Source organism: Prevotella sp. tc2-28 (assembly GCF_900107705.1).
Lineage (GTDB): Bacteria > Bacteroidota > Bacteroidia > Bacteroidales > Bacteroidaceae > Prevotella.
Genome location: NZ_FNRE01000010.1, coordinates 111,115 through 134,751 on the forward strand (window position 1 = coordinate 111,115; position 23,637 = coordinate 134,751).

At 49.8% G+C, this 23,637-nt stretch carries 18 protein-coding genes and 1 pseudogene; 11 read left to right on the forward strand and 8 right to left on the reverse strand.

Annotated elements, in window-relative coordinates; translation table 11 throughout:
• Positions 1–9: 9 nt before the first annotated feature.
• Genes BLU47_RS10095 through BLU47_RS10110 form a run of 4 tightly spaced genes read left to right on the forward strand, consistent with a single transcriptional unit; the run spans position 10 to position 3,902 of the window.
• Complete coding sequence (locus BLU47_RS10095; protein WP_091962003.1) at positions 10–1,314, forward strand: DUF2851 family protein; 1,305 nt, start codon at positions 10–12, stop codon at positions 1,312–1,314.
• Positions 1,307–1,717, forward strand: coding sequence for an acyl-CoA thioesterase (locus BLU47_RS10100; protein WP_091962007.1), 411 nt, complete (start codon positions 1,307–1,309; stop codon positions 1,715–1,717). Before BLU47_RS10095 ends, BLU47_RS10100 begins: the two co-directional genes overlap by 8 nt.
• A 4-nt stretch (positions 1,718–1,721) precedes the next feature.
• Entirely contained in the window at positions 1,722–2,792 is a 1,071-nt protein-coding gene (gene dprA, locus BLU47_RS10105; RefSeq protein WP_091962012.1) for a DNA-processing protein DprA, read from the forward strand.
• Between the two features lie 9 nt (positions 2,793–2,801).
• Positions 2,802–3,902 (forward strand): SGNH/GDSL hydrolase family protein, encoded by a 1,101-nt coding sequence (locus tag BLU47_RS10110; RefSeq protein WP_091962136.1) that lies wholly within the window; start codon positions 2,802–2,804, stop codon positions 3,900–3,902.
• An 8-nt stretch (positions 3,903–3,910) separates the two neighbouring features.
• On the opposite strand, the gene BLU47_RS10115 is transcribed toward BLU47_RS10110, so the two are convergent.
• Positions 3,911–4,939 (reverse strand): tRNA dihydrouridine synthase, encoded by a 1,029-nt coding sequence (locus BLU47_RS10115; protein WP_091962015.1) that lies wholly within the window; start codon positions 4,937–4,939, stop codon positions 3,911–3,913.
• Positions 4,940–5,026: 87 nt separating this feature from the next.
• Here BLU47_RS10115 and ruvB point away from each other — a divergent pair, with 87 nt between their 5' ends.
• From ruvB to ybeY, 3 genes are all read left to right on the forward strand, one after another.
• Positions 5,027–6,061: a Holliday junction branch migration DNA helicase RuvB gene (gene ruvB, locus BLU47_RS10120; RefSeq protein ID WP_091962018.1), complete on the forward strand. Its 1,035-nt coding sequence runs from the start codon at positions 5,027–5,029 to the stop codon at positions 6,059–6,061.
• A 108-nt stretch (positions 6,062–6,169) separates the two neighbouring features.
• Positions 6,170–6,622 (forward strand): pantetheine-phosphate adenylyltransferase, encoded by a 453-nt coding sequence (gene coaD / locus BLU47_RS10125; RefSeq protein ID WP_091962020.1) that lies wholly within the window; start codon positions 6,170–6,172, stop codon positions 6,620–6,622.
• Between the two features lie 23 nt (positions 6,623–6,645).
• Positions 6,646–7,056 (forward strand): rRNA maturation RNase YbeY, encoded by a 411-nt coding sequence (ybeY, locus tag BLU47_RS10130; RefSeq protein ID WP_091962023.1) that lies wholly within the window; start codon positions 6,646–6,648, stop codon positions 7,054–7,056.
• 51 nt (positions 7,057–7,107) lie between these two features.
• Here the strand turns inward: ybeY and BLU47_RS10135 are convergent, their stop codons facing one another.
• Positions 7,108–7,641: an LOG family protein gene (locus BLU47_RS10135; RefSeq protein ID WP_091962025.1), complete on the reverse strand. Its 534-nt coding sequence runs from the start codon at positions 7,639–7,641 to the stop codon at positions 7,108–7,110.
• A gap of 124 nt (positions 7,642–7,765) precedes the next feature.
• Between BLU47_RS10135 and BLU47_RS10140 the strand changes: the two genes are divergently transcribed.
• Entirely contained in the window at positions 7,766–9,637 is a 1,872-nt protein-coding gene (locus BLU47_RS10140; RefSeq protein WP_091962028.1) for a DEAD/DEAH box helicase, read from the forward strand.
• Between the two features lie 49 nt (positions 9,638–9,686).
• Here the strand turns inward: BLU47_RS10140 and BLU47_RS10145 are convergent, their stop codons facing one another.
• From BLU47_RS10145 to BLU47_RS10170, 6 genes are all read right to left on the reverse strand, one after another.
• Positions 9,687–10,121, reverse strand: coding sequence for a hypothetical protein (locus BLU47_RS10145; protein ID WP_143025534.1), 435 nt, complete (start codon positions 10,119–10,121; stop codon positions 9,687–9,689).
• An 83-nt stretch (positions 10,122–10,204) separates the two neighbouring features.
• Positions 10,205–12,319, reverse strand: coding sequence for a S46 family peptidase (locus BLU47_RS10150; RefSeq protein WP_091962034.1), 2,115 nt, complete (start codon positions 12,317–12,319; stop codon positions 10,205–10,207).
• Between the two features lie 7 nt (positions 12,320–12,326).
• Positions 12,327–13,769: an oligosaccharide flippase family protein gene (locus tag BLU47_RS10155; RefSeq protein ID WP_091962036.1), complete on the reverse strand. Its 1,443-nt coding sequence runs from the start codon at positions 13,767–13,769 to the stop codon at positions 12,327–12,329.
• Positions 13,770–13,776: 7 nt separating this feature from the next.
• The gene (locus BLU47_RS10160) at positions 13,777–15,009 is read right to left on the reverse strand and encodes a nucleoside recognition domain-containing protein (RefSeq protein ID WP_091962039.1); all 1,233 of its coding nucleotides are present in this window, start codon (positions 15,007–15,009) and stop codon (positions 13,777–13,779) included.
• 9 nt (positions 15,010–15,018) lie between these two features.
• Positions 15,019–16,287, reverse strand: coding sequence for an LruC domain-containing protein (locus BLU47_RS10165; RefSeq protein WP_176780542.1), 1,269 nt, complete (start codon positions 16,285–16,287; stop codon positions 15,019–15,021).
• Positions 16,288–16,379: 92 nt separating this feature from the next.
• Complete coding sequence (locus tag BLU47_RS10170) at positions 16,380–18,764, reverse strand: autotransporter outer membrane beta-barrel domain-containing protein (RefSeq protein ID WP_176780543.1); 2,385 nt, start codon at positions 18,762–18,764, stop codon at positions 16,380–16,382.
• Between the two features lie 744 nt (positions 18,765–19,508).
• Between BLU47_RS10170 and BLU47_RS10175 the strand changes: the two genes are divergently transcribed.
• The 3 genes and pseudogenes from BLU47_RS10175 to BLU47_RS10185 all read left to right on the forward strand — a co-directional run bounded on the left by BLU47_RS10175 (position 19,509) and on the right by BLU47_RS10185 (position 23,613).
• Positions 19,509–21,395, forward strand: a complete 1,887-nt coding sequence (locus tag BLU47_RS10175) for a M13-type metalloendopeptidase (protein ID WP_091962049.1) — start codon at positions 19,509–19,511, stop codon at positions 21,393–21,395.
• A 111-nt stretch (positions 21,396–21,506) separates the two neighbouring features.
• Positions 21,507–21,752, forward strand: a pseudogene (locus BLU47_RS10180) (hypothetical protein); the annotation flags it as partial.
• 361 nt (positions 21,753–22,113) lie between these two features.
• Positions 22,114–23,613, forward strand: a complete 1,500-nt coding sequence (locus tag BLU47_RS10185; RefSeq protein ID WP_091962052.1) for a tyrosine-type recombinase/integrase — start codon at positions 22,114–22,116, stop codon at positions 23,611–23,613.
• Positions 23,614–23,637: the final 24 nt, after the last annotated feature.

The window sequence follows — 23,637 nt, forward strand, 5'->3', positions numbered from 1 at the left end:
GTCGTCACGATGGAACAACTTCTGCATTATTGTTGGAAACATAAGATGTGGCCATTGGGTGGTCTTGAGACCACTGATGGTCGTATTGTCGAGGTTATAGACCCCGGACTCCATAATCGCAATGCGGGTCCTGATTTCTTCAATGCGAAGGTGAAGATAGGGGGAACGCTATGGGTTGGCAATGTCGAGATACACGACCAGTCGAGTGACTGGTATGTGCATGGTCACGACAAGGACCCCCATTATAATAATGTGGTATTGCACGTGGTGGGCATTGCCGATCGTGATGTACAGACGCAGGAGGGCAACTTCGTGCCGCAAATGGTGATGCAAGTGCCAAAGTATGTTCACGAGAACTATGCAGAACTGTTGCGAACAGATGCCTATCCCCCCTGTTATCGCATTATCCCTGATCTCACGCGTTTGATGGTACATTCGTGGATGGCTGCCCTGCAGACAGAACGTCTGGAGCAGAAGACGATAGCTATCAGTGAGCGCGCTCGACAGGCAGGCGGTTCGTGGGAAGATGCTTTTTTTGTAACGATGGCCCGTAACTACGGCTTTGGCATCAACGGAGATGCCTTTGAGGAGTGGGCACGCCATATCCCTTTGCAAGCCGTAGGCAAGCACCGCGACGACTTGTTCCAGATAGAAGCCATTTTCATGGGACAGGCAGGACTTCTGGAACTGGAGGCAGTGCCTGAGCGCTATCAGAAAGATGCTCTGAATGAGGGCTATTTCGCTAAGTTGCGCAATGAGTATCAGTATCTGGCACATAAGTTCTCGTTGAAACCGATGGATTACAAGTTATGGCGATTCCTTAGGTTACGCCCACAAAACTTCCCACACATCCGCATATCCCAGTTAGCCAACCTCTACTATCAGCGTAAAATCTCACTGTCGGCACTGGCAGACTGTAGGGATATGGCAGGGTTGGCACAACTGTTACAGACACAAGTCACTCCTTATTGGGAGACACACTATACCTTCGGATCGGAGAGTTTCCGTAGTCAGAAACAACTATCGCCAGCCTCCATCAACCTGTTGATTATCAATACTGGTGTACCGATGCTCTTTGCCTATGGACGTCATCTCATGAAAGAAGAGCTGTGCGACCGTGCCTTCGATTTCCTGGAACAGCTGAAGGCCGAGAATAATTATATCATCCGCATGTGGACAGATGTGGGATTGGAGGTCAGTTCCGCGGGAGACTCACAGGCGCTGATACAGTTGAAACGCGAATACTGCGACAAGCGCGACTGTCTGCGCTGTCGTATTGGTTATGAATATTTGAAAAGAAAAAATCATGAGTAAATACATTTTCGAGACAAGGATGGAGGTACGCGACTATGAGTGCGACATCGAGGGTATTGTGAACAATGCCAACTACCTTCACTATACGGAGCATACGCGTCATCTTTTCCTGAAAGAGTGCGGACTGAGCTTCGCACAGATGCACGAGAAAGGTGTTGATGCTGTAGTGGCCCGTATGGAACTGCAATACAAGGCTCCCTTGCGTTGTGATGACGAGTTTATTTCCCGCCTGTGGTTAGAGAAGGACGGCTTCAAGTATATTTTCCATCAAGACATCTATCGTGCCTCCGATGAGGCGATCTGTTTCAAAGGTAAGATTATGCTTGTCTGTCTCATCAACGGACGGTTGGGGCAAAGTGAGGATTACGACCGAGCTTTTGCTCCCTACCTGAAAAAGGGATAGAATCATGTCAAGCGAAGAGTTATATTATTCCATTGCGTTGACGCGTCTGACAGGCGTCAACCATGCCGTAATTCTCGAGCGCTATCAGTCGCTGGGGGGTGGCAAAGCTGTCTATGACGAGTGTAAGGCACGCTTCTCTTGGGATGAGGCTTTGCGCAGGGCAGCAGCAGAGATGGAGTTCATCGAAAAAAATGGCATTAAGGCGATGACATTGCAGGATGATGATTATCCACAGCGACTGAAGGAATGTCCAGATGCGCCAATAGTCCTTTTCTATAAGGGTGAGGCCGATTTGAACCAGTGTCATATCATCAATATCGTGGGAACTCGTCACTGTACCAACTACGGACAAGATATCGTGCGTCGTTTCGTTAGAGACCTGCGTCAATTGTGTCCCGACGTACTGATAGTCAGCGGACTGGCTTATGGTATTGATGTCTGTGCCCATCGTCAGGCTTTGGATAACGGATTCGAGACCGTGGGTGTTCTGGCACACGGACTGGACCAGATTTATCCGCCCCATCATCGATCCATCGCCGTTGAGATGCTGAAGCAGGGTGGCTTGTTGACGGAATACATGTCGCAGACACAGGCATTGCCTAATAACTTCCGCCAGCGTAACCGTATTGTAGCGGGTATGTCGGATGCCACCATCCTAGTGGAGAGTGCTATTAAGGGTGGGGGGCTTATCACTTGTCGGGTAGCTCAGGAGTACGGGCGTGACGTATTTGCCTTTCCAGGTGCCGTTGGAATGCCATTCTCCGAGGGCTGTAACCGTATGATACGCAACAACACGGCTGCGCTCATCACGTCGGCTCAGGACTTTGTTGAGTCGATGGGATGGCAAACCGTCAAGCAGAAGCCGGAGGCAGTAGAACGTCAGCTCTTCCCAGACCTGTCAGCTGAAGAGCAACAGGTGGTCGCGCTGCTGCAACAGACCAATGACTTGCAATTGAACCTTATCAGTGTAAAAACAAATATCCCCATCGGTCAACTGACAGCCATGCTTTTCTCCTTGGAGATGAAAGGTGTCGTGAAACCTTTGGCAGGAGGAACGTATCATCTTATAAAATAGGAAATGAATATGAGACACATGAAACTACTAGCCTTGATGGCTTTTATGTCGGTGGGTATTCAAGCTTCGACGACACTCCCATTGCAGGGTACAGTCATCAAACCAACAGACAAAAACATCCAGTATGTGGGACGTATCTGTTTTGACAATCCCGAGCGTCCACGCTTTACCTTCCCTGGTACACAAATCAACGCTAGCTTCACAGGGACTAGTCTGAAACTCTGGGCCAAGCCCAAAAGCGGTTACTTCATGGCACAGATAGATCAGGCAGAACCCTTCAAGGTAGCTCTGATGGGTGAGAAAGATTCGGTGGTTACCATTGCCACCGCACTGCCTCAAGGTTGTCATACCATCCGACTAATGTATGTTATCGAAGGCTATGAACTGAAACCTGACTTCCGAGGGTTTATTCTGGACAAGGGTAGTATGCTGCTCCCTCCACCAGCCTTGCCAGAACGTACCATTGAGTTCATTGGCAACAGCATTACCTGTGGCTATGGCAACGAAGCCATAGTGGCTAGCGATCCATTTGAGTATGAGACGGAGAATCACTATCTGACCTATGCTCAACTGACTTGTCGCGCCTTGGAGGCTCGTGCCCATGTGGTCGCTCGCAGCGGCATCGGTGTTTACCGCAGCTACGACGGACCAAAGGCAGGAACACCCGAGAACGTGATGACCACCGAATACGAGTACACCAACCTCTATGATCGCAGCGAGAAGTGGGACTTCAGCCGTTACCAGCCCCAGCTGGTATGCATCAACCTCGGTACCAACGACCTGTCGACCAACAACTATGACGTGAAGCGGCTGAAGGCGGCCTATAAGCAGTTTCTGAAACAAGTGCGCAGCCATAACCCCAAAGCTAAGATAGTCTACCTTTGTGGTTCCATGCTCAACGGAAAAGAATTGGAAATAGCTAAAAACACGCTGAACGAGGTGGTAGATGAAGCCCATAAGGCTGGCGACCCACAGGTTTACCGCTTTGACTTCACCCCCCAGACGGGTGACATTGGTTATGGTGCATCGTGGCATCCCAGCAAGTGGCAACATGAGAAGATGGCAGCAGAACTGACTGCCTATCTGCGTTCACTGATGCAGTGGTACTAAGCGCACGCTCACTGATGCAGTGGTTCTGAGCGCAATCTTTCGCGACAATTCTCAAGGATGGCTATCAGGTCATCCTTTTTTTCTGCCCGGAGCATCTGAATGCGGGTCTCGCGGAAATTGGGAATGCCCTTGAAGACCGGTGAAGCTGCCAGGTGGCGGCGGGTATGCAGGATGCCACAGAGTTCGGCAGATTTTTTGCTTTTGCGTATTTCCTCCGTATCGCACCGTTCGATGTTGATGCGCAGCTGTTCTTCCAAGACATCAATCTTCTCATCCAAAGTAAGCTCTTGACGACTGAAAATCCAGGGGCAGCCGAAGGTGGCACGGCCAATCATGACGGCATCAACGCCGTAAGTGTCAAAGGCACGGTCGGCATCGCTGAGCGACTTGATGTCGCCATTGCCGATGATTGGTATATGGATGCGAGGATTCCTTTTGACTTCACCTATCAGCGTCCAGTCGGCCTCACCCGTGTACATCTGGCTTCGGGTTCGTCCGTGAATGGTCAATGCCCGGATACCGCAGTCCTGCAACTGTTCGGCCAGCGAGGTGATGCAGAGCTGTTCGTGGTTCCAGCCCAGACGCGTCTTGGCGGTCACAGGCACTCTGACGGCATCGACCACCTTGCGGGTAATCTCCAACAGCTTGGCATCGGGGTTGATGCTGCCGTCGGGTAGCATGATGTTCTGCAGCATACCGGCACCAGCTCCCTTTCCTGCCACCTTCTTTACCGGACAGCCGAAGTTAAGGTCTATCACGTCCGGTCCGGCCTGTTCCACTATCTTGGCGGCTTCCACCATTGCGTCTATGTCGCGACCGTAAATCTGAATGCCCACGGGACGCTCCTCGTCAGCTATCTTCAGCTTATTGACCGTTGACTTCACATCGCGCACCAAAGCTTCGGCACTTACAAACTCCGTATATACCATAGAGGCACCGAACCGCTTGCAGAGCAGTCGGAAGCCAATGTCCGTCACGTCCTCCATCGGAGCCAGAAAGACGGGACGCTCGCCTAAATCAATGTTACCTATCCTCATTGCAGGCGCAAAGGTACGAAAATAATTCATAACTCATCACTTATAATTCATAATTCTTTTGTATCTTTGCACCCAAAAACAACAAAGATGGACGAAGATTTTGACATCAGACAAGAGCAACTCTCATCAAGCGAAAAGGAGTTCGAAAACGCCCTGCGCCCGCTGGCTTTCCATGATTTCAGCGGACAGCAACAGGTGGTAGAGAACCTCGAAGTTTTCGTTGAGGCTGCCAAGTATCGTGGCGAACCGCTCGACCACGTATTGCTGCATGGTCCTCCCGGACTGGGAAAGACAACACTCTCTAACATCATAGCCAATGAGTTGGGTGTAGGCTTCAAGATTACCAGCGGTCCCGTGCTCGACAAGCCCGGCGACCTGGCAGGCATCCTGACATCGCTGGAGAAGAACGACGTGCTGTTCATCGACGAGATTCACCGACTGTCGCCCGTTGTCGAGGAATATCTCTACTCGGCGATGGAGGACTATCGCATCGACATCATGATAGACAAAGGCCCGTCGGCACGCTCCATACAGATTGACCTGAACCCGTTCACGCTGGTGGGAGCCACCACCCGCAGCGGACTGCTGACGGCACCGCTGCGAGCCCGTTTCGGCATCAACATGCACTTGCAGTATTATGACCCCGAGACGTTGCAGAAGATTATAGAGCGCTCCGCCAGCATCCTGCGCGTGCCCATCACGACGGATGCCTCGCTGGAGATAGCCCGCCGCTCGCGTGGCACGCCCCGTATTGCCAATGCCCTGTTGCGCCGAGTCCGCGACTTCGCCCAGGTGAAGGGTACGGGTCGCATCGACACCAGCATTACGAAAATAGCGCTGACGGCACTGAATATTGACCAGTACGGACTGGACGAGATAGACAACCGTATCCTGCTGACCATCATCGACAAGTTCCGTGGCGGACCCGTGGGCATCACGACCATCGCCACAGCCATCGGCGAGGATGCCGGCACAGTGGAGGAGGTCTATGAGCCGTTCCTCATCATGGAGGGCTTCATCAAGCGCACACCCCGAGGCCGCATGGTCACGGAACTGGCGTATAAGCATTTCGGACGCAACCCGTATAGCGGGAATATTATGGAACCGAGCCTGTTTGAGTGAAGAGTTTTATTAGGCGCGGATGGACACGGATGGACACGGATTTTTTTCTGTTCCTTGAGCGCAGCTTTCCGTGTTATTCCGTGGCCATCCGTGCCAAAAAGAATAGATATGAAGACTGGAATATTTGTAGGAAGTTTCAATCCATTTACTGTGGGGCATGATTCAATCGTGCGCAGGGCGCTGCCGCTGTTCGACCGCATGGTCATCGGCGTGGTGGGCGACCAGGTGCACAAGCCCGGCATGCCCAGTGCCGAGGAGCGCATCCGTGCCATTGCCGACCTCTATGCCGACGAGCCCCGCATCGAGGTGAAGGCGTATTACGGGCTGGCGGTCGATTTTGCCAAGGCGGAGGGTGCGCGATACATCGTCAAGGGCGTCAGGAGCGTGAAGGACTTTGAGTACGAGCGCGAACAGGCCGACATCAACCGCCAGATCAGTGGCATCGAGACCATCCTGCTCTATAGCGAACCGCAGTATAGCAGCATCAGCAGCACGATGGTGCGCGAACTTCAGCACTTCGGCATGGACGTCAGTGCGTTTCTGCCGAAACGAAGACATTAATGAGTAATTAGTAATGAGTAATTATGATTACCTATAGCGCAGAAAACGTTAAGTTCCCAAAGATTAAGCGGCGCGAGACCACGGCATGGATTCGCCGCGTGGCCGACACCTACGGCAAGAAGGTTGGCGAGGTGGGCTATCTGTTCTGTGACGACGAGCACATCCTGGAGGTGAACCGCGAGTATCTCGGTCACGACTATTACACCGACATCATCACCTTCGATTATTGTGAAGACGATGTGCTGAACGGCGACCTCGTCATCTCGCTCGACACGGTGCGCTCGAATGCCGAGCTGTTCGGGAAAGACTATGACGAAGAGCTGCACCGCGTCATCATCCACGGCATCCTGCACCTCTGCGGCATCAACGACAAAGGTCCCGGCGAGCGCGAACTGATGGAGGCTGCCGAGAACCGCGCCTTAGCCCTGCGCTAAGGCTAATGAGGCCTATGGGGCTAATAAGGCCAATTAGCCCTATAAGCCCCATCATCCTTTGATTAATTCCGAAATTTCCTCCAGGCTGTTGGCCACGGCGATATAGTCGCGCCACTCGCCGCGCACCATGCCCCGCTGCTGCAAGCGGTCCAGCATGGCGGTCAAGTCGTCCCAGAAACCCTTCATGTTATACAGAATCACCCGCTTGTCGTGGTATCCGATGGTATGGGCGGCAGCGATGGTGAACACCTCGTCGATGGTGCCGATGCCGCCGGGCAGCGCTATGAACACGTCGCTCCTGTCGCCCATCAGCTGCTTGCGGTCGCTCAGGTTGTCGCACATCATCTCCACGTCCACGTAGTCAGAGATGCGCCCGCCCTTCACCACTATCTGCGGCAGCACGCCCACCGTCCTTCCGCCCGCTTGTTTTACCGCACGGGCCACGCACTCCATCAGTCCACTGTTAACACCGCCATACACCAGCGTATGGCCCTCTGTGGCGAGCCACCGCCCCAGCTCCTCCGTCATGGTGAAGAAGTCGGGGTCCAACTGCTCGTTTGCCGAACAAAAAATACCTATCTTCATAGCATCTGCAAATATACTATAAAAATATGAATTATACTATGCAATGGAGATTTTCTTGCTTTATCGGCAAAGAATTATGAATTATTTCGTACCTTTGTATCCGAATTAAGAAAACATATTGATTTTGAAGACATTTGAAGAACTTGGTGTGAGCGAAGGGATTCGCAAAGCCATCGAAGAAATGGGGTTTGTACAGCCCATGCCTGTACAAGAGGAGGTAATACCTTATTTGTTAGGAAACAAAAACGACGTGATAGCACTGGCCCAGACGGGCACGGGCAAGACGGCGGCGTTCGGCATTCCCGTATTGCAACGCATTGCAGAGAAACCACGCCCGCAGCTGGGCGAGATAGGACGCGGCATTCCACTGGCACTCGTGCTGGCGCCGACGCGTGAGCTGTGCCTGCAGATTGCCGACGACATGCGCGACTTTGCCAAATACCTGGACGGCATCCACATCGAGGCGGTCTATGGCGGTGCATCTATAGAACAGCAGATTCGCGCCCTGCGCAAAGGCGTGCAGGTCATCGTGGCTACGCCGGGCCGACTGATCGACCTGATGAAGCGCGGCGTGGCACAGCTGGACGACGTGCAGAACGTGGTGCTGGACGAGGCCGACGAGATGCTGAACATGGGATTCCAGGAGAGCATCGACGCCATACTGGAAGGTGTGCCTGAAAACCGTAACACGCTGCTCTTCTCGGCCACCATGAGCCGCGACATCGAGCGCATTGCCAAAGGATACCTGCATGACTATAAAGAAATTGTCGTCGGTAGCCGTAACGAGGGTGCCGAACACGTGAATCATATCTATTACATGGTGAATGCTAAGGACAAGTACCTGGCACTGAAGCGACTGGTGGACTACTATCCCCGCATCTTCGCCATCATCTTCTGCCGCACGAAGATAGAGACGCAGGAGGTGGCCGACAAGCTCATCAAGGATGGGTACAATGCCGAGGCGTTGCATGGCGACCTCTCGCAACAACAGCGCGACCTGACCATGCAGAAGTTCCGCCAGCATACCGTGCAGTTGTTGGTGGCTACCGACGTGGCTGCCCGCGGACTGGACGTCGATGACCTGACGCACGTCATCAACTACGGACTGCCCGACGATATCGAGAACTACACCCACCGCTCGGGCCGTACAGGTCGAGCCGGCAAGAAGGGCACCAGCATCAGCATCGTACACAGCCGTGAGAAGTTCAAGATTCGCAACATCGAGAAGGAGATTGGTAAGCAGTTCGAACAAGGCACCATCCCCTCGGCAGAGGAAATCTGCAAGAAACAGCTTTACAAGTTAATGGACCAGATAGTCAAGGCCGATGTGGACGAAGAGCAGATTGCCCCCTTTATGCAGGACATCAGCCGCTACTTCGAGTATGTGGATAAGGACGACCTCATCAAGAAGATAGTCTCCTTGGAGTTCGGCAAGTTCTTAGCCTACTATGCCGACGCACCGGAGATAGGTGTGGTTAGCAGCAGGGAAGGCAGAGGTAACAAGGAAGACGGAAGAGGCCGGAAGGGTGATGGTCGTGGAAAGAAGCAAGCTACGCCAACCAGTGAAGGCTACCGCAAGCTCTTCATCAACTTGGGTAAGAAGGACGGTTTCTACCCCGGCGAACTGATGCAGTTCCTGAACAAGAACGTACATGGCCATGTAGCTGTAGGTCATATTGACCTCCTACAGACGATGTCGTACTTTGAGGTTCCCGAGGAAGATGCCGAGCGAGTGATGAAATATATCGACGGCCAGCGCTATAAGAACCGTGACGTTCGTTGCAACGATGCTTCCGAAGGTGCCCATAGCCCCAAATCCCATGCCCATGAGCCCCATAAGTCTAATAAGCCCCATGAGGCCCATAAGTCCGACAAGCCCCACCAAAAAGAAGACTGGATGCAGTTCCTCAACCCCAAAGGCATGAAGTTAAAGGGCGAGATTCCCGATTTCTCTGAAGAAGGCTGGGCCATCCGAAAACCTCGAAAGAAGAAATAAAAAAATACCTCCAAGCTGTCTTGGAGGTATTTTTTTTAATCACTGATTATTATTTTGTGAATGTGATGGTACCAACTTCAGAGGTGGTGCCATTCTTGACTTTAGTAATCTTAATAGTACCTTCGAATCCCTTGTTATTGGTGAATTCTTCCACATATTTTTTGTAAGTACTAATCACCTTGGCATCAGCAGGAGTAGTTCCGCCATCTACCAGTGTTTGTAAACTTGCATCAGCTTCCTTAATAGCGGTGAAGAAAGCAAGGAGTGTCATCTGTTGGTCTTCTGAAAGCTTCTTCACAGTAGCCTCATCGGAATATTCAGAAAAATATCTATCCTGAAATTTCAAAGTTTTGGAAAAATCCTCTCTAATATAACCTACTTTGTTATCACCAGATGTAGAGTTGTCATCATCACCGCATGACTGTACGGTCATACCCATTACTGCAACCAGCAGCATGAGCATCATAGTTTGAAATTTTTTCATTTTGTGTAATTTGTTTAAATGTTAAATTGATAATCGGCTGCAAAGATACATTATTTTTTTGCATCTTACAAAATTATTCCATATTATTTTGCGTCAATCTCTTTCAGCAACCGGTCGGCATGTCCCCATTTGTCCATCATGTACAGCATGTAGCGCACATCGACATTGATGGTACGAGCCAGTTGACGGTCGAAGAAGATATCACTTGACAAACTGTCCCAGTTGCCGTCGAAGGCCAGGCCAAGCAGTTCACCTTTATTATTAAAGATAGGTGAACCTGAGTTGCCGCCAGTAATGTCGGTGTTCGACAGGAAGCAGAGCTGCATGGTGCCTGTCAGGGCATCAGCATAACGGCCAAAGTCCTTCTGTGCCATCAGCTCGTGCATCACGGGCTCGGCAAAGTATTCAAAGTTCTGGTCGGCTTTCTGCATCTTCTCCCACAGCGAACGGGCGGTGGTATAATAGCCTGAAGGACGTCCGCCCAGCGTGTATTCGCCAATCTGTCCGTAGGTCATGCGCAGGGTGAAGTTGGCATCCGAGTAGTTGGGCATGTCTTGTTCCATACGCAGTACGGCAGCACACAGCAGTTTCTCCTGCTCGGCAATCTCGCTGTTCAGCTTCTGGCGAGCATCATTGATTTTCTCTAACGTCTCACTGATAGACAGGCCATATTGCACGCCAAGGTCCTTCTTATAGCTTTTCTTGTTGAAATAGATGGGTTTATCCGACTTCATCAGGATAGACTTGTTGTAGAGTGCATTGACATAAGCCTCGTAGTCTCCCTTGAACTTCTTGTCAATGGTCTGGTAGAAGTCTGGCAGGTAGGTGTCATCCGTTATCTGTTCTCGGTAGTTCTTCATGAGTGCAACCAGTATCTCACGGTCGGTATCGAAGTCCCACTCGTCGCTGTTGTCCTTGAATAGGTGATATTGTTTCTTGGGCTTGTCCTTGGGACCCTCGACGCGCATGTTCCACTGAATCCTCATGGCGCGGTAGGTCAGCTGGTCTTGCATGAAAAACGACTCTATGAACAAGGTACGTGCCTTCGACACAGCCATCCGCTTTTGGTAGAGGTCGGCCATCTTGCTGAAATCAAGTCCTGCAGCCTCAGGAGCCTCATGAGTGCTGAGCCACTGACTGATCTTCTCCTCATACTGGCGCTTCTGCTGGATGAGTCCGATGGAGTCGATGCATTTGTTCATGCCGATAGAGTTCTTCCAATAGTTGCTGGAACTGGCGTACTTGGAGTCGTACTTGATGCGAACAGCCTCGTCAGCACGCATGTGGCGCAACATAACTTTCTGTTTGACACCACGAACCTGGGCTCGTGGTGCATTCAAGGCATCGCGACGCTCCTGGATGCCATAGCTGGACAGGTAGCGGCTGGTAGAGCCGGGATAACCCATAATCATGCAGAAGTCGCCAGGCTTGTAGCCTTGCATGGAAACAGGAGCCCATGACTTGGGGTGATAGGGCACGTTGTCCTTGGAATACTCAGCAGGACCGTTGGTCTTGGGGTTAGCATAGATGCGGAATACGGAGTAGTCGCATGTCTGGCGTGGCCACATCCAGTTGTCCGTCTCACCACCGAACTTACCCATCGACTTAGGCACGGTGAATACCAGACGCACATCGTTGAAGTCGCGGTAGGTGGTGCAGTAGTACTTGTTACCCTCGTAGAAAGGCTTTACTTCCACGCGAAGGGTTGAGTCCTGCTGGCGGATAGTCTTCTGCCAAGCATTCTCGATACTGTCTACCACATGTCCTTGACGGCTTCGCTTGACCCCTTTCAAGGCTGCTGTTATCTCGTCGGTCACATCTTTCTGTTCAATCATGAAACTGACGAACAAATCTTTGTTGGGCAATTCTTCCTCATATGACTTGGCATAAAAGCCGTTCAGCAGGTAGTCATGTTCAACAGTAGAATGCTGACGAATGGCATCGAAACCACAGTGGTGGTTGGTGAATACCAGTCCGTCGGGTGAAACGACGACGCCTGAGCAGAAACCACCGAAGTTGACGACGGCATTCTTCACGGCATTGTCACTCTTGTACAACTGTTCCATAGGCAGTTGGAAGCCATACTGCTTCATCTGGTCGTAGACGGCAGTGGGCAGGTTGTAGAGGGTCCACATACCCTCGTCGGCGTGTGCTCCGAGTGCACACAGACTCAGTAATGATAAGAATAGTTTTCTCATGATGATATTATCTAAAGTATTTTCCAATAACAGGTAACTTACCCAGCGGCAAGTCGAACTTGACGATGACTGCCACAAAGATAAGGATAAGGAGGGTGTTGAAAGCCAGTCGGCCCATCATCGGCCAGTCGACAGACAAGTCCATGAGGCGGAAGAGCACATACGCCAGCACCACATAGAGGACAATTTCCTTTATAGGGTATTTCAGCGGATAGTACTTCTGTCCCACGAAATAGCTGGCGAGCATGGCGACACCATATCCAGCAAAACCACCCCATGCACAAGCCATGAAACCGTACTTGGGCACAAAGATGATGTTGACTGCCAACAGTACGGCACAACCGATGCCGGAGAAGATTGCTCCCCAGATGGTCTTGTCGATGATTTTATACCAGAACGACAGGTTGAAGTAGATGCCCATCATGATTTCTGCAGCCATCACGATAGGAACGACCTTCAGTCCTACCCAGTAGTCTGGATTGCGGACGATGTATTTCAGAAGGTCCATGTAGCCTACCACAATCAGGAAAGCCAGCAGGGTGAAGATGATGAAGAACTTCATGGTCTTCGTGTACATCTCGTGTTGGTCTTTGTCCTTTACTCCTGCAAAGACGATAGGCTCGTAGGCAAAGCGGAAGGCCTGCGTGATCATCGCCATAATCATGGCTATCTTCGAACAGGCACCATAGATACCCAGTTGGGCCCGCATGTCGCTGCCCTCATAGATGTACGGGAATAGCATCTTGTCGGCCGTCTGGTTCAGAATACCTGCGATACCTAATATCAAGATAGGCCATGAATAGCTGAGCATATTGCGTAGCAGCACCTTGTCAAGTTTCCAACGGAAACCAGTATATTCCGTAATCAGGCAGACGGCAAGCATTACCGTACAAGCCAGATTAATATAGAACACATAACCTACATCCTTACCGTCCATGAAATAGAAGTAGATGAGGTTCAGCAGGATGGTCACCATGATGTTCAACAGCTTGAGGGCTGCAAACTTAATGGCCTTCCGTTGTTGGCGCAAGTGAGCGAAGGGAATACACAGAAAGGCGTCGATAGCTATCGTGACGGCCATCACTCCTACGTAGTCGGGATGTTCGCCATAACCCATCAGTTGACTGATAGGCGACAACAATAGCAATACCAATACAGCAAACACCAACGATATCGAACCCACGGTAATCAATGTGGTGCCATAGACCGTCTCGGAGTCCGTATGCGTCTTGTTGGTAAAGCGGAAATAGGTTGTCTCCATACCGAATGTCAACAGCACCATGGCCAGTGCCACATAGGCGTAGATATTGGTGATGATGCCGTAGGCTCCACTGGCAGCAGAGAATTGTGCCGTATAGAGTGGTACCAGCAGGTAGTTCAGAAAGCGGCCTATAATGCTCGATAGTCCGTAGATGGCTGTATCTTTGAAAATGGTAGTTAGCTTACCCATTGTCTTACTAGTTAAAGAACAAATAACATATAGCTATAGCAGCGATGATACCGGCCAGATCGGCTAGCAAGCCGCAAGAGACGGCGTGACGGGTCTTGGAAACGCCAACGCTACCGAAGTAGACTGCCAAGATGTAGAATGTGGTATCTGTTGAGCCTTGGAAGACGCACGACAGCCTGCCTACAAACGAGTCTGCACCATAGGTCGTCATTGCGTCGACCATCATGCCGCGTGCTCCTGACCCAGACAGCGGTTTCATCAGCGCCGTAGGCATAGCATCTACCCATTGGGCATTGGCTCCCGTTAGTTCTACGCACCAGCGCATGCCCCCAATGAGCATATCCATAGCTCCTGAGGCACGGAACACACCGATGCCAACGAGGATAGCCACCAGATAGGGGATGATGCGAACGGCTGTCTGGAATCCGTCTTTGGCACCTTCGATAAAGGCGTCGTATACGTTGACCTTCTTACGCACACCTGCCAGGATGAATCCTGTAATGATGGTCATCAGCAGGATATTGGCTGATGTGGTGCTGACACGGTTCATCGTGTCGGGATCCATCTGTGAGAAACCCCAGATGATGGATGCTACTACGGCACAGGCTCCGCCCAAGGTCAGCAGGATGGTGCGGTTCAGCAGATTGATGTGCTGAAAAAGCGAGGTGATGATAATGCCTGCCAATGTCGAGAAGAATGTTGCCAGCAGGATGGGGATGAAGATGTCCGTTGGCTGGGCTGCACCCATTTGTGCACGATATACCATGATGCTGACGGGGATGAGTGTCAGTCCTGATGTGTTCAGCACCAGGAACATAATCATCGGGTTCGATGCTGTGTCCTTCTTCGGGTTCAGTTCCTGCATCTGTTCCATTGCCTTCAGTCCCAGCGGTGTGGCGGCATTGTCCAGTCCCAGCATGTTGGCGGCTATGTTCATGAAGATGGAACCCGTTACGGGGTGTCCCTTGGGAATGTCAGGAAACAACTTGGTGAATACGGGACTCAGCAGGCGGGCCAGTACGTTGACGACGCCTCCCTTCTCTCCGACTTTCATCACACCCAGCCAGAGTGACAGCACACCTGTCAGTCCTAACGAAATCTCAAATGCGGTCTTCGACGATGAGAACGTGGAGTCCATCATCGCCGGGAATACCTCATAGTCTCCCATAAAAAGTAGTTTTATCGCTGCAATGACGAAGGCAACGATAAAGAAAGCTACCCATATATAATTTAATACCATATCTTTATATTAATATACCTCCGTAACAGTCGGGTAGTAGAACCAGTCTCTCGACTGTTCTTTTTGGGCGGCCCATTGTCCGAAGGAGTGGTTATACTCACGGTAGGTTCCCGTCAGTATGTTGTCTTTGTAGTTGCCTATCAGATTACCCTCCAAAGGCCAGCGGAAGTTGCCTGATGGAACGCACAATGCCCAGAGCATGTGTACATCGTTCTGGTCAGGATACTCGTAGAGCGCCTGTGCCTGCTGATGGGTGTATACGTGCGTCTCCCAATAACCTGCGTTGAAGAGTGTCACGATAAACGGGTCTAACTTGTCTTCCAGAAAGTTGTTCAGAAGGGCAGCAGAACTCTCCTTGAAGGTAATGATATAGGTCTTGGTGATAGGTGTTCTGTGAAGGTTTGTTTCATCTGTGGCTCGTGTCACGTTGATGTTCTTTCGAGTCAGAATACCGATATTGTCGGGGTCTTCCTTGACCATACACCACATGGCATCTTCAAATAGTCGGATGACCGCTACGTTGTTGCGTCCACGAAGCAGTGTAGCGTCTTCGGGGATGTATTTTTTCTGCAATGGATAGCCATCGTCAAATGCCTTTCCGTCGGCTATCTCCACGCTCTCAATGTCGTTATAGTTGTAGTCACACAGTCTGACGGCACCTGCCATTGGAATCTTCGCACCAACGGCCTCTAAAGTGACGTTCAGTTTAACCTGATTCTTTTTACTGCCACGCTCTAAAGACATGCGCATCACGCAGTCGTTGAAGTCGTAGTCGCCAGGCATGGGGAAGTTTTCTTCAAAGCAGTAGGTGAACGCCTGGCGTTTGGGCTCCGTGTTAATCGTAGCCATCACCTTGTTATTGAAGTTCACCGTATTGTCGGACGCCTTAAATTCTACGATAGCATAGCGATTGTCTGTTGTCTTGATGGCAGCATAGAATGTCGTCTTTGCGTCAGGAGCCACGAATAGCATCGTATAGGTGCGTCCCTCTTCGGGATTAGCCTCCTCAGCCATGATCTGAGCATCGCTATTGACGGCAGGGTTTGCTGTAAGCACCATCAGCTTCTCCATATTCTCCAGATTGGCATTGACGTTGATGCTGACAGTCCGTCGCGTAGACAGATTCCACATCTGTGTCTGGTCAATCGGCTCGATGGGGAACTGACCTGTAATGATCTCGTTGTACCCTTCTTGGTCGAACACGTTTTTGCTCTTGCACGACCCTAGTGTCAGCGATGTTGCCAGGATGACAATCAGTGCACTATTTATCTGCTTCATAGTTACGTCCTTATTTAATGGATAAAAGGGGTGCCCATATCTCATAGACACCCCCTTCCTTCTAGTTTATCTTATGTATTTGATGAATTCAATTACCATTTGTAAAGGATTAGCTTTCCGTCTTTATCCTTTTCTTTGTAGTTCAAGTACCAATTAGCATTTGACTGTACATTAGCACCCCATGCGCCAAACTGCTCGTATGGGTTTACAATGTTGATGAACTCCCTAGACCAGAACCACTTACCTGCATTATCTCCTGAGGGATAACCGTTAACAACGATTAGCAATGGAGCTTTACCATGGTTTTCAACACTGTTCTCAACTCTGATAACCTGTCCTTCGTTACCCTGACAGGTGATGCCGAATGGGAGCCTAGACATGTCAGTATTAGCAGGCGGGTTAATAGTACCCAGTGTGACGAAGGTCTTTTCAGGACCAGCTCCGGTATTAATCATATCCTTGATGTTGTCTACGCCAAATGCAGCATGAACCTCTTTGCATAAAATTGTTTCACCGTAAGTTACCTTGGTTGACATGGTACCACCGGCACACATCAACTGAACAGTTGACGTACCATTAATGGGAGCAGATACGCGGATAACTACGTCGTTGAAGTCGAAGTCGTTCGTTGTACCGAGGTCCTCGAATGCATAGTAGTAGTACATAACGGGATCTGGATCCGGATTTTCGGGAATATAAGCAGGACGACAAGTAGTCGGAGTCTTCCATGAGTCAGGAACAGGTGCCGTGAACTGCTTTGTGGTAAAGGTAACCTCACCCTCTGCCACATAGTTGTTCTTGCTGATGGCGTCTACACGTTTCAACGTAAACATCTTATTAGCATCAACACAAATCTTACCATACAAGCAGATTCTGCCCTGAGCATCAACGTTGTCGGTGGTAATAGCATTAGCTGAGATAACTGCCAGGTCGTTACCATACTGGTGGAAGCCCTTGCCGTCGTCGTTTTTGTTGTTTGACTTCAGTGTGCCGTTCACGAGCAGCAGTGAGTTGCTACCCATCCAGAAATAGTTGTCACCAACCCAGTCGAAGCTATCTGCGATAACAGCAGCATCACCATTCAGTACGAAACGGCTACCATCGTCATTACCCATAGTAAACTTGCCAGTAACCGTCAGTCGGCAGTTGTTGAATACCTGGTTGCCACCAGCCTTTACCATATAGGAACCTGACTGATATGTACCGTTGTTAATCCAAATGGCATTGGCGTTTGTGATGTCAGTAGATTCAGTAATGACTACCTCTGCATCTGTGTAGTTTACGAACTGGCTTCCAGCTGAGATGTCAAACTTGTTACCCTTCAGAGTACCATTATTAGCGAATTTGGCTCCCTCATTGGTAAACTTGATGGTTCCAGTGACGTTGACAAGACCGTCGTTCCAGAAATATTCATTAGAGTTTCCTAACTCTAGGCTGCCAACCGTAATGCTTTTGTTTGCAATATTACCATTGTAAATCTTAGAACCGTTATTGTAACCCTTCAGCGTGCCAGTTGCATTGATAGAACCAACATTCCAAAGCATACCTCCTTGACCTACAGTGAAATTGTTAACGTTCTTAATGGTTCCAGCATTATAGATAGTACTATTGTCATTGACATAAGTAATGTCTCCATTCTTGCCGTCGATAGTTCCTAAGTTCCAAATAGTGGTTTTGTTATTCAATGACAATCCACCTTCGAGTGTACCACCGTTGTTGTAAATTGTGGTATTTTCCGTACTAATAGTACCAGTAGTGTTTACGATTTTACTACCACTACTCATATAGATCTTAGAGTTCTTTAATGCGCCCCACTGTTGTGTAATGGTCAGAGTCACATTCTCGGCAAGGAAAATAGTTTTGCCATCATAACCCCATTCTGCGGTTTTGTTTTCAGTAATCTTTTCCTGAGCATTGGCTGCGGTAGGCATGCCCGTAGGCTCTGTAGGAGCTACAATGGGGTTAGTCTTATCGTAAGCAGGCTCTGTGGGTTTTGCAGGAGCTGCACGACGAGCGGCGCGGTTTCCGGTAGTGGAGTTGAAGTTAACTTCTGCCTTTGAACCGGTAGCATCGAAAGCCTGCAAGTTAACAATCTGACCTTCTGCTTTGTAAACAGTAGCGTAAAGCGCCTGAACATCAGCAGGCTTTGTGACAGTAAATGTAGTCTGAGCACCTGCAGTTACATTAGCGGTGTAAAGAGGAGCAACCACGTTTCCAATAGGATTAGCGGTGTAAATTTTCAGAGTACCTGTGGCGCTTGGAGTAACGCTGACTTCCATAGCGTTTGCTGTTGACCATGTCTGGTTAGCGTCAATTGTCTGACCATCCATGACATTCTCAGCAAATGCTTTCTCTGACTCCTGTTGATTCTTTTCTTGCTGTGCGTACGGATTAAAAATATCCGACTTGTTACAGCTTACGGCGACAAGGCCAAATGCTAAAGCGGCCATGCCTTTCATCAAATACATTCTCTTCATCATTATGAAAAATTTAGTTAACTGTTTATAATCAATAAATTTGAATTCGAATGCAAAGGTAAGTACTTTTTTTGAATGGTGCAACTTTTTCGACGAATTTTTATATACTATGTACGTAAAGGTTTACGAAATCCGCATTGCATGAAAGTACCAAACGTGAAAATGCCTCGGTACTATCATGCTAAATTTCATCACAAAAAAGTTTTTTTGATTTTACCCTCCCTTCCTCCCGTCACCCCTCTCAAATGCCGATGTACAGGGCATTTGAGGCACGGGAGGGGAAACAAATGTCCCTCCCGTTACCCTCCCTTTTTTAGTTCGCACCCTCACATTTTGAAAACAAGGGACCCTAGACGGGAGGGAGACGGGAGGGACAATCATTCTCCCTCCCGTCCGTGAACCCCAGTAAATAAAGGCGTTCCGAGCGAAAAAGGGAGGAAGGGAGGGTAAAATCGCAAAAACTTTTTGTGGCGCGAATAAGGAACGGTTATTGATGAATAAGGAACGGTTATTGGGAAATAACCCAAGGTTATGAGGGAACAACCTTGGGTATTAATGGTAGCCGGGAGTCCGTAGGCTTCGGACTCTCAGTCCGAGCCGTTCGGACTGGCAGTCCGTCGGGACGGACTAAAAAGAGAGCCGATGGGAAACTTTGTAGATAATAAAGAATATATTCTTTTATTTCAGAAGAAATGACTACCTTTGCACAATTGATGGAAATTAAAATGTAAAATTTATAAGTATATGAAGAGCGATAATCTTTGGGTATTTATTACCTTTTTGGCTTTCAGCAGTTTGAGTTTGTTTACCGCTTGTTCGAAGGATGATGGTGAGGCGTCGTCAGCGACAGATCCGTATCATTATCCTGACGACTATTTAGCCAACAAGGACCTCTCGGTAAAGCCCGGCGACAGTTTTTTCGACTACTGTAACGGCACGTGGCTGAAGGAAAACCCCATCCCCGACGACCTGAGCAAGAACATCGGCGGAATCTATGCCGCCAAGGAAGCCATGGAAGTAAGGGTACAGGAGTTGAAGAAGACCGTTCCCGACATCGGCCGCTTCTTCACCCTCTCAGACCACATGCACGACTACTCCAAGGAGTCGCGCGACTACATCACCGCATTGGCTGCGAAATACAAGAAGCCCGCCACCAAGGAAGAGGCTTACCGCACCCTCGGCAAGATGTTCATGGACGGTATCGACGTCGTACAGGCCACCCCTATCTGGGACAAGGACAGGCTGAAACTCGCCATCCTGCCCATGTCAGCGTACAGAATCAACACCCAAGAGAACATAGAGCGCATGAAGTCACAGCCACGCCGCAGCCTGTCAACCACCAGGGGGGAAAATGGCGAGACGGCACTCACACTCGTTGCCGAGGGAATGGGTATAGACCCTGCCATGCTGCAGATGTCCGAAGTAGAAATCCTGCGCTGGAACATCTACTGGGACAGCCACAGCGTCGACGACCTCTATCAGGTCATGCAGAGTGCCTTTCTGACCTATAAGGCCTTTGCCGACGAGGCTGGACTGGCCGAGTTCAACAAGACACTGCCTGCCAAGGACCAGGCCACGCTGAAGTCGCTGCGCATCGATGCCCGAATGGAGCTGAACTACCTCATGTCCTACCACGTGCAGCAGAAATACATGCCGCAGAGCCTGAAGGACAAGTTCGTCAACATCACCAAAGAAATCCAGGCATCCCTCCGCAAGCGCATCGCTCGCGTCGACTGGATGAGCGAGACCACCAAGAACAATGCCATCGACAAGCTCAACAACTGCCACATGTGCGTCGGCTACCCCGACACGTGGCACAAGGAGTGTCTCCCCGCACTCGCCGACTGCAAGACCATGGTAGAGGCTCTGCACCGGCTGAAGGCTGCTAATGCCCGACTGACGGCCAAGCTCGTGGGCACCGACGACCTCTTCGCCGTCAGGATTATGAGCTCCATGCAAGGCCCCGACGAGGAACCCATCCCCTCCGACCTCACACTGGTCAACGCCCTCTATATGCTCACCGACAACTCCATCTCCATCTACCCCGCCATGCTCCTGCCGCCCCTCATGCCCACAGGCGACGTCAGCGAGGCCTGCTACTATGCCGTCTTCACCATCATCGGCCATGAGTTCACCCACGGTTTCGACAACAACGGCTCCGAGTGGGACAGGTATGGCGAGCGAAGGAACTGGTGGACCGTTGCCGACAAGATGAATTTCAAGGAGCGTAGCGAGACCCTCGTCCGCACCTTCAACCTCCTGGAGCTCGACCCCGAGCGCGACCCGCTGGTCTACTGCGACGGCGCGCGCACACTCGGTGAGAACATTGCCGACCTGGGTGGTTTCCTCACTGCCCTCGACGCCTACCAAGAGCGCCTCGACCAACAGGGCTTCACCGGCGAGACACGCAACGAGCAGCTCCGCAAGTTCTATGAGTCCTATGCCCACCTTTGGTGCATCCAGTATGGTAGTAATACGTTCGAAATCCTCAAGCATGACGACGTGCACGCCCATGGCCGCCTTAGAGTCAATGGTGTGGTGATGAATACCGACATGTGGTATAACCTTTACAACGTCAATAGGAACCACCTGTTATACCTGCCCGTGGAACGCAGATCATACATTTGGTAAATTGGAAAGAAAAGAATGATGCAAGGATTCTGAGGCCTACGAGCTCTTCTGGAAAGCCACATGGAACAAGGCTTGGGCTGATGCCGGCTATTTCGAAGCTGCCAAGATCAGTACGGCGCAAGGTCGCTCGAGAAGCAGGTTATGGACTATTTCGCAGTATCTCTGCCCGATTTGCTCATTTGGGAGGATTCCCTCGACACGAAGAACCTCATCCATTGCAAGTACATGCTTGCCCTCGGCTACTACGGTATGGACGACAAGGTGCATGCCGAGCGCTATTTGAAGGAAGTGGAAGAACTGGACAACAACCACCAGGGCATCCAGCAGTTCCGTTCGTTAATCAACTCAGGACTGTAAATCTGTACAAAGATCATTCCCGTTTGTATGATAGACTGGGAATGTTTTTTTTTCATTGTTAAGTGGTCCATGGGTTGTTGCGTTTTGTCAAATCGCAAACAAAAAAGCACCTACAAATTTTTTGTAAGTGCTGATTCTCCTGTGTGGACCAGCCAGGGCTTGAACCTGGGACCTCCAGATTATGAGTCATATTTACGGTTTTTGCATGAAATGCCATGTTATTGCAAAAGCCTGTAAATAAAAGGATTATTTCTTTTGGCGTTTGCAGAAAATTGTGTAATTTTGCAGCAGTTTTCGCTCGCGAATTTCACCTGAATTTCACGTTGCATGTTTCAAAACCCTTATAAATAGGAGGTTTATTATGAAAAATGAAAAGATGAATTTCACCGATGAAGTGAAATTTGGCACAAGAAAGTATAGCAGTCGTGGCATTTCAAGCCTTGCCAAGTTCACTTCTGCTAATGGAAATGTATATGGAACGCTGGCTCTCGATACTCGGCGAGCCAATGATGATGACACTCAGGAACTGCCAGTAGCTGTAAGGGTAGCTTATGACGGAAAGACAGTCTATCTGCGCATTGGGAAGAAATATACGATGGGGGAATGGCTTGAACTCTGTGAATGCGAAAAGCAGGGCAGGAACAAGAAAGCTGCTGAACGGAAGGAACTGAAGAACCTGATGCAGAAAGTAGAGAACCAGGTCAACCAACTGATTGCAGAAGATAGTTTCTCTTTGGGGCGTATTCAAGAACTCCATCAGGGAAAGGCAGACAACGATTGTACCATCTATTCCGTCTGGGATTCTATCATCGACAACAAGAGGGAAAAAGAAAGTGCAGGAACAGCCAGATGTAATAAAGATGTGCGCAGACGTTTTGAAAGACACATGGGTTCCAATGTGCAATTTGCAGACATCAACAAATCGTTTGTTGACAAATGGGTTAAGATAATGAAGGAGAAGAAACTAAGTCTTACGACAATTGGTATTTCCCTTCGCACCTTTCGCGCCATCGTGAATGTCTGCATAAGTCGTAAACTGATAAAAGGTAATACCAAGGAGATGTTTAAGGACACGGGGTATAATAAGTCGGGGAGCAGGAAAGCCGATTATCTGGAAGTCCCAACCATGCGCATGCTGTATGACTTTTGGGAAAGAGACGAGGCAAAAGACGAAAACGGGAAGGAACTGTTCTTTCCCAAAGAGAAGCACGCTATTTTCCGTGATTTGGGTTTGTTCCTGTTCATGTATCTTGGTGACGGGCAGAATCTGGCTGACACTCTGCGCTTAACCTATGATGACTGGTACTTTGCCACACATGGCAAGCAACTGAGGTTCTTCCGTCATAAGACGCAAGAAAGAAATGCAAGTGCAAGTGAGGTCATATTCCCTGTTACGGATGAACTGAAAAAGATAATCGACAAATATGGCAACGAGCCAATGCTGGGTGAGAGAGTCTTCCCGATTATGAGCAAGTCCATTACTGCCGACCAAGAAATCTGGGTCATACAACGCTATAACCGATACATCCGTGAACACATGGCTATAGTATCGGAAATCCTCGGAATGCAGGAAAGACCGACATCTACATGGGCACGTCACTCTTTTGCTACAAATCTGAACAACTCAGACAACGTACCTTATAAATATATATGCGACAGTATGGGGCATAGCAGCAGTGGGGATATTACCTCTAAATATATCGGAGCTTACCCACTGAAAAGAATGCTAGAGTACAATGCCTATCTGCTCGATGAAAACGGAGGAAAAAGCAGTAGTGCTGTGTTATTGAAACAGCTTCAAGGGCTAAGCGAGGCAGAGCAGAAAGAAATTCTTGATGCTTTATCCAAGTCAATTAAGTGACAACGCCAACGTAAAAATGTCGGG